This window comes from Pseudomonas sp., assembly GCF_028293835.1.
Classification (GTDB): Bacteria; Pseudomonadota; Gammaproteobacteria; order Pseudomonadales; family Pseudomonadaceae; genus Aquipseudomonas.
The window spans coordinates 15,366-27,930 of sequence record NZ_JAQGNX010000048.1; the positions used below are offsets into that span (position 1 = coordinate 15,366).

Below are 12,565 nucleotides of genomic sequence, written 5' to 3' on the forward strand. Positions count from 1 at the left end.
GTCTCTGTGCTAGTTTTGCCCGGTCTTGCGCACTGAAGAGCGCTGAGCATGCAGTTTGTAAGCGTCAGGCCGAACCAAAGTCCGGTTTCAGCATCTACATTTCGCGATTGATCGTGGCTGCTACGTGAGGGCCAGGTTTTTTGCCTGGCCCCGGGCCGACGCCGCACTCTGCAATCCAAATGAATTAGATAGGGAAGGAACACCACCATGGCAATGACTAAAGACCAATTGATCGCCGATATCGCCGAAGCTATCGACGCGCCAAAAACCACCGCGCGTAATGCTCTTGAGCAATTGGGCCAGATTGTTGCTGATCAACTGGAAAACGGCGCTGAAATCACTTTGCCAGGCATTGGCAAATTGAAAGTAACTGAGCGTCCAGCTCGCACCGGCCGTAACCCTTCGACTGGCGCTGCCATCGAAATCGCTGCCAAGAAAGTCATCAAGTTCGTACCGGCTAAAAGCCTTAGCGACTCGGTGAACAAGTAAGTATTTGTTTGCCCTGACAGGCAACCTGATCTTGCTATAAAAAAGCCGTGCTCCGGATCACTCCGGGCACGGCTTTTTTCTGTCTGATGTTCGCTAATCCTTGTAGGAGCCAACTGGTTGGCGAGGCAATTCAAGTCTCGCCAACCAGCTGGCTCCCTACAGAGGTTGTGTTTTCAGGTGGATCAAACCTTGGCGGCTGCCCAGCGCTTTTCGCGCCAGATGCGCTGTTGGGTGTTGTCGAGGAAGGTCCAGGCCACGAAGCGGCTTTGTTTCTGGCCCTGGGACATCTCTACCACGCGGCTGTCAAAAACCCCGGCTTTCTTCAGCGTGCTTTGAATCAACGGCAAGTTTGACGCTTTCGAAACCAGCGTGCTGAACCAGAACACTTGCTGCGGCACGTGTTTGCTTTCGTTGATCAACTGCGTCACGAAGCCGATTTCGCCACCTTCGCACCACAGTTCCTGGGACTGCCCACCGAAGTTCAGTACCGGCAACGTGCGTTTCGGGTCAGCTTTGCCCAGTGCGCGCCATTTGCGTTGACTGCCACGTCGCGCTTCATCTATCGACGCGTGGAACGGCGGGTTGCACAGGCTCAGGTCAAAACGCTCTTCGCCGTGCAGCAGATCCAGCAGGATCTGCTTACGGTTGCTTTGCAGGCGCAGGCTGATGACTTTTTGCAGGTTGTTGGATTTGACGATGGCGGTGGCGCCAGAAATCGCCGTCGGGTCGATGTCCGAACCGAGGAACTGCCAGCCGTAATCGCTGTGGCCAATCAAGGGGTAGACACAGTTCGCGCCCATGCCGATGTCCAACGCACGAATTGAAGCGCCCCGCGGGATAACCCCCTCGTTGCTCTCGGCCAGCAGATCGGCGAGAAAGTGCAGATAGTCGGCACGGCCAGGAATCGGCGGGCACAGGTAATCAGGTGGGATATCCCAGTGTGCAACGCCATAGAACGATTTCAGCAGCGCGCGGTTGAACACTCGCACTGCCGATGGGTTAGCGAAATCAATGCTTTCGTTGCCGTACGGATTGACCACTACGAACTCGGCCAGCTCAGGGCTGCTTTTAATCAGCTTCGGGAAGTCGTAACGGCCCTGGTGGCGGTTGCGCGGATGCATCGTGGCTTTTGGTTTGTCTGGGGTAGTCATGGAATTCAATTCTGTGAATGCAGGTGCATCACGCTGTAGGAGCGCGCTTGCCCGCGATTGCTTTGGGTCAGGCACCGCGTTTCATGATCAAAACCTTCGGTGTCAGGGCTGGCCATATCGCGGGCAAGCGCGCTCCTACAGAGAAGCCGGCCCGCTAACGGACCGGCCTGATGTCGCCCTTACAAACTGGCGATGCGTGCGTGTTGTTCCGCCAGTTTGCCCAAGGCTTGTTCCGCTTCGGTCAGTTTGGCGCGTTCCTTGGCAATCACTTCAGGTGGCGCCTTGTCGACGAAGGCCGCATTGGACAACTTGCCGCCCACCCGTTGCACTTCACCTTGCAGGCGCAGGATTTCTTTGTCCAGACGCGCCAGCTCGGCGGCTTTGTCGATCAGGCCTGCCATCGGCACCAGCACTTCCATCTCGCCGACCAAAGCCGTAGCGGACAGCGGCGCTTCAACACCCTCCGCCAACACGGTGATGGACTCAAGCTTAGCCAGTTTTTTCAGCAGGTAATCGTTTTCCGTGAGGCGACGCTGGTCTTCGGCACTGACATTCTTCAGGAACAATTGCAGCGGCTTGCCGGGACCGATGTTCATTTCCCCGCGGATGTTTCGCGTGCCCAGCATCAAACCCTTGAGCCATTCGATGTCGTCTTCGGCGGCCTGATCAATCCGTGCTTCGTTGGCCACTGGCCAAGGTTGCAGCATGATGGTCTTGCCGGTCACGCCCGCCAGTGGCGCGAGGCGCTGCCAGATTTCTTCGGTAATGAACGGCATGAACGGATGGGCCAGGCGCAACGCTACTTCCAATACCCGAACCAGCGTACGGCGAGTGCCACGTTGACGCTCCACCGGTGCGTTCTCGTCCCACAGCACGGGCTTGGACAGCTCAAGGTACCAGTCGCAATACTGGTTCCAGATGAACTCGTACAAGGCTTGTGCCGCGAGGTCGAAGCGGAACTGATCCAGTTGACGGGTCACTTCGGCTTCGGTGCGCTGCAACTGCGAAATGATCCAGCGATCAGCCAATGACAACTCAACCGCTTCGCCGTTTTGGCCGCAATCTTCACCTTTGTCCAGAACGTAGCGGGCTGCGTTCCAGATTTTGTTGCAGAAGTTGCGATAGCCTTCAACGCGGCCCATATCGAACTTGATGTCGCGGCCGGTAGACGCCAGCGAGCAGAAGGTGAAGCGCAGGGCATCGGTGCCGTAGCTGGCGATGCCGTCCGCAAACTCGTCACGGGTCTGCTTTTCGATCTTCTTCTGCAGTTTTGGCTGCATTAAGCCCGTGGTGCGCTTGGCAACCAGATCTTCCAGTTCGATACCGTCGATGATGTCCAGCGGGTCAAGAACGTTGCCCTTGGACTTGGACATCTTCTGACCGAGGCCGTCGCGGACCAGACCGTGTACGTAAACGGTCTTGAACGGAACTTGCGGCGTACCGTCTTCGTTCTTCACCAAATGCATGGTGAGCATGATCATCCGGGCAACCCAGAAGAAAATGATATCGAAACCGGTGACCAGCACGTCGGTGGAGTGGAAGGTTTTCAGCGCTTCGGTTTTTTCCGGCCAGCCAAGCGTCGAGAACGTCCAAAGGCCCGAACTGAACCAGGTGTCGAGCACGTCGTTGTCCTGCTGCAGCGCAACCTCTGGGCCGAGGTTGTTCTTGGCGCGGACTTCGGCTTCGTCGCGGCCGACATAGACCTTGCCCGACTCGTCGTACCAGGCCGGAATCCGATGGCCCCACCACAGCTGGCGGCTGATGCACCAGTCCTGGATGTCACGCATCCACGAGAAGTACATGTTTTCGTACTGCTTGGGCACGAACGCAATGCGCCCGTCTTCCACAGCCGCGATGGCCTGCTCAGCCAGCGGCTTGGTGGAGACGTACCACTGGTCGGTCAGCCACGGTTCGATGATGGTCCCGGAGCGGTCGCCCTTGGGCACTTTCAATGCGTGGTCGTCGACGCTGACCAGCAGGCCTGCAGCATCGAAGGCTGCGACGATTTGCTTGCGCGCTTCGAAACGGTCCAGCCCGGCATACGCAGCGGGCAGGGTGCCGTCGATCAGCTCGTTTAGCGTGCCATCGATGTTGAACACCTGTGCGGCAGGCAGGACAGCAGCGTTTTTGTCGAAAATATTCAGCAACGGAAGGTTGTGGCGCTTGCCCACTTCGTAATCGTTGAAATCGTGGGCCGGGGTGATTTTCACGCAGCCGGTGCCGAATTCAGGATCGCAGTAATCATCAGCGATGATTGGAATGCGGCGGCCAACCAATGGCAGTTCAACGAACGTACCGATCAGGGCCTGGTAGCGTTCGTCTTGCGGGTTAACGGCAACGGCGGCGTCGCCGAGCATGGTTTCCGGGCGCGTAGTCGCGACAACCAGGTAATCCAGGCCATCAGCGGTTTTCGCGCCATCGGCCAGTGGATAACGCAGGTTCCAGAGGAAACCTTTCTCGTCGTGGTTTTCCACTTCCAGGTCGGAAATAGCAGTGTGCAGCTTGGTGTCCCAGTTGACCAGGCGCTTGCCGCGATAGATCAGGCCGTCTTCGTGCAAGCGTACGAATGCTTCTTTCACAGAATCAGACAGGCCGTCGTCCATGGTGAAGCGCTCGCGGCTCCAGTCCACGGAAGAACCCAAACGACGAATCTGACGGCTGATGTTGCCGCCGGACTGGTCCTTCCATTCCCAGATTTTTTCCAGGAATTTATCGCGACCCAGATCATGACGGCTCAAGCCTTGAGCCTCGATCTGGCGTTCCACGAGCATTTGCGTGGCAATACCGGCGTGGTCGGTGCCCGGTTGCCATAGGGTGTTACGACCCTGCATGCGACGGAAACGGATCAAGGCGTCCATGATCGCGTTGTTGAAGCCGTGACCCATGTGCAGACTGCCGGTGACGTTCGGCGGCGGAATCATGATGGTGTAAGGGTCACCGGCACCCTGCGGAGCGAAATAGTTCTCGGACTCCCAGGTTTGATACCAGGAAGTTTCAATGGCGTGCGGCTGGTAGGTCTTTTCCATGCGCGGCGGGACCCTATTGGCATTAATTCAGGAAAGCCGACAAGTATAGCGGGAGGGGCAGTTTCAAGCCACAAGCTGTAAGCCGCAAGCTACCAGCGGCATCGGGTTGTTATAGGCGTGGCATGAAAAACGACTGTAGGAGCGCGCTTGCCCGCGATAAGGACCGAAGGGCCTTCCGGCGATTGAAATTCACCATTTTTCGCAGCGCTGCGCACTGCATCGCGGGCAAGCGCGCTCCTACAAGAGGCAGGTTCAGGACTGATATTGACTCAACAACCGCTCCATTCTTGCGTCAAGCCGGCGTTTGATTTCAGTTTCGATGTGCGGAGCGAAGTCGTCGATGACGTCTTGCATGATCAATTGCGCGGCGGCGCGCAGTTCGTTGTCCAGGTGCAGCAACAGGTCCGGGTTGGGCGCCGCAGGTTCGGCCGCGGGTTCAGGTGTCAACGTGGGGATGTCCGCCTCGTCTTCTTCAACACTGGTGGCCTGGACTGCAACCGGTTCGACCTGCAAAAACGGAATCTCGACCGCTTCGCCGTTGGCCGCAGCCGTTGCGCGCGCGCCCACCACATCGAACAACAACGGGATTTGCACATCGCCCGTCACGCTGTCGGTCAGCAATGGGGGCTGCAATGAATCATCACCGAGCAACTGCCGGATCGACTCAAGGTCGTCCAGTAAATGCGCAGAGTCTTTCAGGGGTTTTGGAGTATCCATGGTGTACTCAGAGACGCTGTAACCGATGATCTTGCAGAGGATAGCCCTGTTCACGATAGAAACGAAAACTCTCTCGTGCGGCCAGACGAATTACGGAATCTTCTACTACCACTTCCGCCACGCGGGCGAAACGTTTGAAAAATTCAGGGATGCGCAGGTCCAGGTTGACCAACAAATCTTGATGGTGCCCCGGATCATCGCCCAGTCCCAATACGATCGGCGCGTCGTGATCATCTTCGGCATTGCCGTGGGGCACGAAGCTTTCGCCTTTGAAGCGCCACAGCCGTGCGTCGAGATCATCGCGTTGAGCGGCGTCGCTGCAATGCAGGTACACCCGATGGCCCAGGCGCCAGGCTTTTTCGCTGAGTTTGCAGGCGAAGTCCAGGCGTGCCAGCGGGTCGGCGCTGGGCAAGATGTAAAAATCGACTTGGGTCATGTCAGTTCCAGAACGCAGGGCGCATCAGCCTGAGCTAACGCGCCCACTGCGTTTATACGCCAGCGCGATCGAGCAGGTATTGAGTCAACAACGGAACCGGACGGCCAGTGGCGCCCTTATCCTTGCCGCTCAGCCATGCGGTGCCAGCGATGTCCAGGTGCGCCCAGTTGTAGGCCTTGGCGAAGCGTGACAGGAAGCAACCCGCCGTGATCGTGCCGCCTTTCGGGCCGCCGATGTTGGCAATGTCGGCGAACGGACTGTCCAATTGTTCCTGGTACTCATCGAACAACGGCAATTGCCAGGCACGGTCGTCGGCTTGTTTGCCGGCGTCCAGCAGTTGGCCGATCAGTTCGTCGTTGTTGCCCATCAGACCTGAGGTATGGCCGCCCAGGGCAACCACACAGGCGCCGGTCAGGGTGGCAATATCGATGACCGCCTGAGGCTTGAAGCGTTCGGCGTAGGTCAGGGTATCGCACAGCACCAGACGGCCTTCGGCGTCGGTGTTGAGAATTTCGACGGTCTGGCCGCTCATGGTGCTGACAATGTCGCCGGGGCGAGTGGCACTGCCGCTCGGCATGTTTTCGGCGCAGGCCAGCAGGCACACCAGGTTGATCGGCAATTGCAGCTCAAGCACGGCACGCAGGGTACCGAAGACGCTGGCGGCGCCGCACATGTCGAACTTCATCTCGTCCATGCCGGCAGCTGGCTTGATGCTGATGCCGCCGGTATCGAAGGTAATGCCTTTGCCGACCAGCACGAATGGCTTGTCGGATTTTTTGCCACCTTGATAGTTCATCACGATCAAACGTGGCGGCTGTTCACTGCCGATGGACACCGCGAGGAACGCGCCCATGCCCAGTTCCTTGAGCTTTTTCTCGTCGTGAATCTCGACCTTGAGGTATTTATGCTCTTTGCCCAGGCTCTTGGCTTCTTCAGCCAAGTAGCTTGGGTGGCAAATGTTCGGCGGCAGGTTGCCCAGGTCGCGAGTGAAAGCCATGCCAGTGGCGATGGCAGCCGCGTGAGTGGCGGCACGCTCGGTGTCAGCCTGGGTGGTTTTGCTGGTCAGTAAGGTGATTTTTTTCAGCGCGCGGGGTTCGGCTTTCTGGCTCTTGAAGCGATCGAATACATATTCGCCATCAGCCAGGGTTTCTACCAACAGACGCGCTTTGCCATACGTGTCGCGGTTTTTCACAATCAAGCCGTCGAAAACCAATACCGCATCGCTGCCGCCAAGGCCTTTCAGTACAGACAACACGCCCGCGACGACTTTGCGGAACTGACGGTCGGACAATTCGCCGTCTTTACCGACGCCAACCAGCAACACGCGTTCGGCTTTGAGGTTGGGCAGACTGTGCAGCAACAGGCTCTGACCGACTTTTCCAGCCAGGTCGCCACGTTTGAGAACCGCAGCAATAGCGCCACCGCTCAACGTGTCGAGGCTTTTTGCAGCGTCGCTAAGCACACGACCTTCGGCAACGGCGACCACCAACGTGGCGGTTTTCAAGGTTTCTGGGCTAGTGCTTTTAACAACAAATTCCATGTCGGGGTCCCCGATAAACTGTGGGTTTTCGCAAAAAAAAATGAGGGTGCAGTCACAGAGCGTCGTTTCGTCCTGGGTGACTTACCACAAGGCACGCAGTTTGACCCTCACGTGCGGAACCTGACAACCCTTCGCGTGCTACGTTTTTTACCCTGCGCGGCGTTGCTCCACCTGGGTTAGAACGTTCTATTTGGAGCGCGCAGTGACAGACACCCCCAATCACAGGATAATGCCGCATATTTTTTTGGTGGTTCGTCTCTGCGAGCCGTTAGTCATAGTGGCTGATACGTTTTTATTGTTTGGCCGTCTGTGCCCGACAATCCTGGAGTGTCTGGTTTGATCGTCTTTCGTTATCTGTCCCGAGAAGTGCTGGTTACCATGAGCGCGGTCAGCGCTGTGTTGCTGGTAATCATCATGAGCGGACGTTTTATTAAATACCTGGCTCAAGCTGCATCGGGCGCGCTCGATCCCGGCGTCCTGTTCATGATCATGGGCTTTCGTCTGCCGGGCTTCATGCAATTAATCCTGCCGCTGGGTCTGTTTCTGGGCATTCTCCTGGCGTACGGTCGGCTTTACCTCGAAAGCGAAATGACCGTGCTGGCCGCCACTGGCATGAGTCAGCAACGCTTGTTGTGGATGACCCTCGCCCCCGCGACCCTGGTGGCTTTGGTGGTCACATGGTTAAGCCTGGGGTTGGCACCCCAGGGCGCGGCGCAAGTGGCGATGATCGTCAATCAACAGGACGCGATGACTGAATTCGATACGTTGGTGCCGGGGCGCTTTCAGGCGCTGCGTGACGGCTCCCGGATTACCTATACCGAAACCCTGTCCGAAGACCGCGCCCAGTTGGGCGGCGTATTCATTTCCGAAAAACGTCTGTCGCGGGATGGAAAAAAGGATCAAGGGATTTCTGTGCTGGTCGCCGAGAAGGGTCGCCAGGAGGTCAAGCCCGACGGCACGCGCTACCTGATTCTGGAAAACGGTTATCGCTACGACGGTAACCCTGGCGAAGCGAACTACCGCGCCATCAAATACGACATCTACGGTGCGGTACTTCCTAAACCGGAGATCGCCCAGGAAGTGACTGATCGCGAAGCCATTCCTACCCGTGATCTGATCGGTAATGACACTCTGCGCTCCAGAGCGGAATTGCAGTGGCGCCTGTCTCTGCCGTTGCTGGTCTTTATCGTGACGCTGATTGCCGTTCCGCTGTCCAAGGCCAACCCGCGTCAAGGGCGTTTCCTCAAATTGCTTCCGGCGATTCTTCTGTATATGGCTTATCTCACCGTCCTGATTGCTGCGCGCGGGGCGCTGGAGCGTGGAAAAATCCCGATTGCCCTTGGCTTGTGGTGGGTACACGCGCTGTTTCTGGGGGTCGGCGTGCTGTTGCTGTACTGGGAACACCTGCGGTTGAGCGTGGCCAGCCGCCGCGATGCGAAGGAGGTGGCCCGTGGTTAAACTCGACCGTTACATCGGCAAGAGCGTTCTGGTCGCTATTTTGGGTGTGCTTGGCGTCATTCTGGGCTTGGCGTCGTTGTTTGCGTTCATCGATGAAATGGGCGACGTCAGCGACACCTACACCTTGCTGGATGCCAGCTCCTTTGTCCTGTTAACCGCGCCTCGGCGGGTGTATGAGATGTTGCCCATGGCGGCATTGATCGGCTGTCTGGTGGGGCTGGGTAGCCTGGCCAGCAGCAGTGAATTGACGATCATGCGTGCGGCGGGCGTGTCCATCGGCCGTATTGTGTGGGCCGTCATGAAGCCAATGCTGCTGCTGATGGTTGCTGGCGTGTTGGTTGGCGAATATGTCGCCCCGGTCAGCGAGGACATGGCTCAGTCCAATCGCTCCCTGGCTCAGGGCGGCGGCGACGCCCAAAGCAGCAAGTACGGCGTGTGGCACCGTGAGGGTGAGGAATTCATCCACATCAACGCCGTGCAACCCAACGGCGTGCTGTATGGCGTGACGCGTTACCGTTTCGACGATCAGCGCCATATGCAAATTGCGAGCTTTGCCAAACACGCGAAGTTTGACAAGGATCACTGGCAGCTGCAGGACGTCACCACAACGCTGTTCCACGGCGATAGCACGGAAATCGTCACCACCCCGGACGAGAAGTGGGATGTGACCTTGAGTCCGCAGTTGTTGAGTACGCTGGTCTTGCCGCCTGATTCGCTGTCGATTTCGGGCCTGTGGAGTTATTCGCACTATCTGGCAGAGCAAGGCTTGAACAACGGTCGTTACTGGCTGGCGTTCTGGACCAAGGTTCTGCAGCCGCTGGTGACCATGGCACTGGTATTGATGGCCATCTCGTTCATCTTCGGTCCGTTGCGTTCGGTGACCTTGGGTCAGCGCGTATTTACAGGCGTGCTGGTCGGCTTCACCTTCCGCATCGCCCAGGACCTGCTGGGTCCATCGAGCCTGGTGTTCGGCTTCTCCCCGTTGTTCGCGGTGCTGGTGCCTTCGGGCATCTGCGCCATCGCCGGGATCTGGTTGCTGCGTCGGGCGGGGTAAGAAATCAGCGGCAATCTGTAGGAGCCAACGTGTTGGCGAGCGGCTTGATCCGGCGGGTCCGGTCTGACGCCTCGCCAACAAGTTGCCTCGTACAGAAGAACGTGGGTGCCGCAAGGTGATGGGTGCAGCAGCTATTTCTGCTTCGGTATCCGCACCAGCTGGCTATTGGAATACATGTCGTGCCAGCTGCGTTTTTGCTTGTCGAACAGCATCCAGATAAACCCCAGCCCGATGCACAGCCACGAACCAATCGAAACCACGAAACGCAGCAGCGCTTGCCACAGGCTGATGCCGCTACCGTCGGCGTTTTGCACACGAATGCCCCACACTTGCATGCCCAGGGTCTGGCCCGAGTGGGTCCAGAACTTGGCAAAGAATCCAAACAGCACAAACAATAAAATCGTCGACAGTAGCGGGTCGCCGTCCAGCGCTCCGGACTCCGATAAAGTTCGCAGTTTGGCCTCGCCTACAAATGCCATCAACACCAGCTTGTAGATCAAGGTAGTGACCATCAGCAAAGCGATGCACAGCAGGGCGTCATAAAACATGGCTGCCAGACGACGACCTAACCCTGCAATGGGAAAGTCACCCTGGGGGCGGAGTTGGTGGGTCGACATGGCAGACGCTCGATTGCAAAAGAGAAAACATTTTACGGAATTCCAGGCATAAAAAAGCCCCTGATGATCAACATCAGGGGCTTTTTCTGTTCCAGTTACTTATCCTTCGGCTTGAACCTCGTCAGCCTGCAGGCCTTTCTGGCCCTGCACGGAGATGAAGGTAACTTTCTGGCCTTCTTTCAGACTCTTGAAGCCGTTGCCCTGAATAGCGCGGAAATGGACGAACAGATCCGGCCCGCTTTCTGGAGTGATAAAACCAAAACCCTTTTCGTCGTTAAACCACTTGACGGTACCGCTCTGACGATTTGACATTCTCTTTATTCCCTTGAAACTTGAATTGATGACAGCTCCTTTCATTTTGAAAGAGAGCTGGGACTGGTTGCAGGAAGTAAGAATCGTCGAACGGGATGTAGCAAAGCTTGGCTCTACTGTCCAGGTCACGGTCCAAGCGACCCATGCAAACACAGTTAAGAAACTTTACGCCTACCGAACCAAAAAAAACAAGCCCCGTTCAGGCCCTGCTGTTTTGCCCAATGCGCCCACCGTGCCGGTTATTAACCGCGGAAGTAACGCTGTGCCACAAAAGGCATTTTGCTGACTTTCATCGGGACTTTTTTGCCACGAACAATCGCCGATACTTCACTGTCCAGCGCGACATAGGCGCTGTCCAGATAAGCCATCACCAACGGCGCGCCAAGGGTCGGACCGAAGCCGCCACTGGTCACAACACCTATCACCTTGTCATTGGCATCGACGATTTCAGCGCCTTCACGCACAGGGGTGCGTTCCTGTGGCAGCAAGCCGACACGTTTACGCGCGACGCCAGCTTGTTGCTGAGCGAAGACTTGCTGGGCGCCAGGAAAGCCACCTGCACGTGCGCCATCGCCACGACGGACCTTGGAAATCGCCCACAACAGGCTGGCTTCGATGGGCGTGGTGTCGGTGTTCATGTCGTGGCCATACAGGCACAAGCCTGCTTCCAGACGCAGGGAATCCCGGGCGCCGAGGCCGATTGCCGCTACCTCAGGTTCGGCCAGCAGGCGACGAGCCAGGGCTTCAGCGTGCTCTGCCGGAACCGAAATCTCATAACCATCTTCACCGGTATAGCCCGAGCGACTGACGTAGCAGTCGGCACCCAGCAGCGTTATTTTGGCGAACTGCATGAAGGTCATGCTCGCCACTTCAGGCGCCAGGCGTGTAAGTACAGTCACGGCTGCCGGGCCTTGTAGGGCGAGCAGGGCGCGTTCTTCAAACAGCGGCTCGATGGTGCACTGACCGGCCAGATATTTCTGGATGTGTGCCAAGTCATCATTTTTACAAGCGGCGTTCACCACCAGGATCAATTGGTCATTGCCGATATTGGCGACCATCAGATCATCGAGGATGCCGCCGTTTTCGTTGGTGAACACCGCATAGCGTTGCATGCCAACCGGCAGGTCGATGATGTCAACCGGGACCAGAGTTTCCAGCGCCTTGGCGGCATTGGCGCCAGTCAGGCGAATCTGACCCATGTGCGATACGTCGAACAAACCCGCTTGGGCGCGAGTGTGCAGGTGTTCCTTGAGGACCCCAGCGGTGTATTGCACAGGCATGTCATAACCGGCGAAAGGCACCATCCTGGCGCCGAGCTCGCGGTGCAGGGCGTGAAGCGGTGTGGTTAATAGCTGTTCGGTAGACATTGATGGCTCCTGAGATTTTTTCCGGACTCGTCTTCACAACGGCGAATCCAGCGGATGGCATAAGGCTGAAGTCAGCACTCGATAATGTTCACGGCCAGCCCGCCCCGGGCTGTTTCCTTGTATTTACTTTTCATGTCAGCGCCGGTCTGGCGCATGGTGCGGATGACATTATCGAGGGATACAAAGTGTTGGCCGTCGCCACGCAAGGCCATTCGCACCGCGTTGATGGCCTTGACCGAACCCATGGCATTGCGCTCGATGCAGGGCACTTGCACCAGCCCGCCAATTGGGTCGCATGTCAACCCGAGGTTATGTTCCATGCCGATTTCCGCTGCGTTTTCCACTTGCTGAACATTACCGCCCAACACTTCGCACAACGCGCCAGCGGCCATGGAGCA

At 57.3% G+C, this 12,565-nt stretch carries 12 protein-coding genes; 3 read left to right on the forward strand and 9 right to left on the reverse strand.

The genetic code is table 11. From position 1 onward, the window contains the following. Positions 1-207: 207 nt before the first annotated feature. Positions 208-489 (forward strand): HU family DNA-binding protein, encoded by a 282-nt coding sequence (locus JWR17_RS05755; RefSeq protein ID WP_299829188.1) that lies wholly within the window; start codon positions 208-210, stop codon positions 487-489. Positions 490-671: 182 nt separating this feature from the next. Here JWR17_RS05755 and rlmF read toward each other — a convergent pair whose 3' ends face one another. From rlmF to JWR17_RS05780, 5 genes are all read right to left on the reverse strand, one after another. Next, positions 672-1,640 (reverse strand): 23S rRNA (adenine(1618)-N(6))-methyltransferase RlmF, encoded by a 969-nt coding sequence (rlmF, locus tag JWR17_RS05760; RefSeq protein ID WP_299829189.1) that lies wholly within the window; start codon positions 1,638-1,640, stop codon positions 672-674. Between the two features lie 179 nt (positions 1,641-1,819). Beyond that, positions 1,820-4,666, reverse strand: coding sequence for a valine--tRNA ligase (locus JWR17_RS05765; protein WP_299829190.1), 2,847 nt, complete (start codon positions 4,664-4,666; stop codon positions 1,820-1,822). Positions 4,667-4,918: 252 nt separating this feature from the next. Next, entirely contained in the window at positions 4,919-5,383 is a 465-nt protein-coding gene (locus JWR17_RS05770) for a DNA polymerase III subunit chi (RefSeq protein WP_299829191.1), read from the reverse strand. Positions 5,384-5,390: 7 nt separating this feature from the next. Beyond that, on the reverse strand, positions 5,391-5,819 hold the full coding sequence (locus JWR17_RS05775) for a DNA polymerase III subunit chi (protein WP_299829192.1): 429 nt from the start codon (positions 5,817-5,819) through the stop codon (positions 5,391-5,393). A 52-nt stretch (positions 5,820-5,871) separates the two neighbouring features. After that, complete coding sequence (locus tag JWR17_RS05780) at positions 5,872-7,359, reverse strand: leucyl aminopeptidase (protein ID WP_299829193.1); 1,488 nt, start codon at positions 7,357-7,359, stop codon at positions 5,872-5,874. Between the two features lie 336 nt (positions 7,360-7,695). Here JWR17_RS05780 and lptF point away from each other — a divergent pair, with 336 nt between their 5' ends. Both lptF and lptG read left to right on the forward strand, forming a co-directional pair. Beyond that, entirely contained in the window at positions 7,696-8,817 is a 1,122-nt protein-coding gene (gene lptF / locus JWR17_RS05785; protein WP_299829194.1) for an LPS export ABC transporter permease LptF, read from the forward strand. Beyond that, positions 8,810-9,871, forward strand: a complete 1,062-nt coding sequence (gene lptG / locus JWR17_RS05790; RefSeq protein WP_299829195.1) for an LPS export ABC transporter permease LptG — start codon at positions 8,810-8,812, stop codon at positions 9,869-9,871. The genes lptF and lptG overlap by 8 nt, the downstream gene beginning before the upstream one ends. A 131-nt stretch (positions 9,872-10,002) precedes the next feature. On the opposite strand, the gene JWR17_RS05795 is transcribed toward lptG, so the two are convergent. From JWR17_RS05795 to JWR17_RS05810, 4 genes are all read right to left on the reverse strand, one after another. Continuing rightward, entirely contained in the window at positions 10,003-10,488 is a 486-nt protein-coding gene (locus JWR17_RS05795) for an RDD family protein (protein ID WP_299829196.1), read from the reverse strand. A 99-nt stretch (positions 10,489-10,587) separates the two neighbouring features. Continuing rightward, positions 10,588-10,800, reverse strand: a complete 213-nt coding sequence (locus JWR17_RS05800; protein ID WP_299829198.1) for a cold-shock protein — start codon at positions 10,798-10,800, stop codon at positions 10,588-10,590. A gap of 242 nt (positions 10,801-11,042) precedes the next feature. Then, positions 11,043-12,167 (reverse strand): glycine cleavage system aminomethyltransferase GcvT, encoded by a 1,125-nt coding sequence (gene gcvT / locus JWR17_RS05805; RefSeq protein ID WP_299829200.1) that lies wholly within the window; start codon positions 12,165-12,167, stop codon positions 11,043-11,045. A 71-nt stretch (positions 12,168-12,238) separates the two neighbouring features. Then, a partial coding sequence (locus JWR17_RS05810; protein WP_299829201.1) for an L-serine ammonia-lyase, iron-sulfur-dependent, subunit alpha occupies positions 12,239-12,565 on the reverse strand: 327 nt, incomplete at its 5' end.

Bases quoted from the DNA above. Each gene is read 5' to 3' on its own strand.
- JWR17_RS05755 (WP_299829188.1), top strand. From the start codon at position 208: ATGGCAATGACTAAAGACCAATTGATCGCCGATATCGCCGAAGCTATC.
- rlmF (WP_299829189.1), bottom strand. From the start codon at position 1,640: ATGACTACCCCAGACAAACCAAAAGCCACGATGCATCCGCGCAACCGC.
- JWR17_RS05765 (WP_299829190.1), bottom strand. From the start codon at position 4,666: ATGGAAAAGACCTACCAGCCGCACGCCATTGAAACTTCCTGGTATCAA.
- JWR17_RS05770 (WP_299829191.1), bottom strand. From the start codon at position 5,383: ATGGATACTCCAAAACCCCTGAAAGACTCTGCGCATTTACTGGACGAC.
- JWR17_RS05775 (WP_299829192.1), bottom strand. From the start codon at position 5,819: ATGACCCAAGTCGATTTTTACATCTTGCCCAGCGCCGACCCGCTGGCA.
- JWR17_RS05780 (WP_299829193.1), bottom strand. From the start codon at position 7,359: ATGGAATTTGTTGTTAAAAGCACTAGCCCAGAAACCTTGAAAACCGCC.
- JWR17_RS05795 (WP_299829196.1), bottom strand. From the start codon at position 10,488: ATGTCGACCCACCAACTCCGCCCCCAGGGTGACTTTCCCATTGCAGGG.
- JWR17_RS05800 (WP_299829198.1), bottom strand. From the start codon at position 10,800: ATGTCAAATCGTCAGAGCGGTACCGTCAAGTGGTTTAACGACGAAAAG.
- gcvT (WP_299829200.1), bottom strand. From the start codon at position 12,167: ATGTCTACCGAACAGCTATTAACCACACCGCTTCACGCCCTGCACCGC.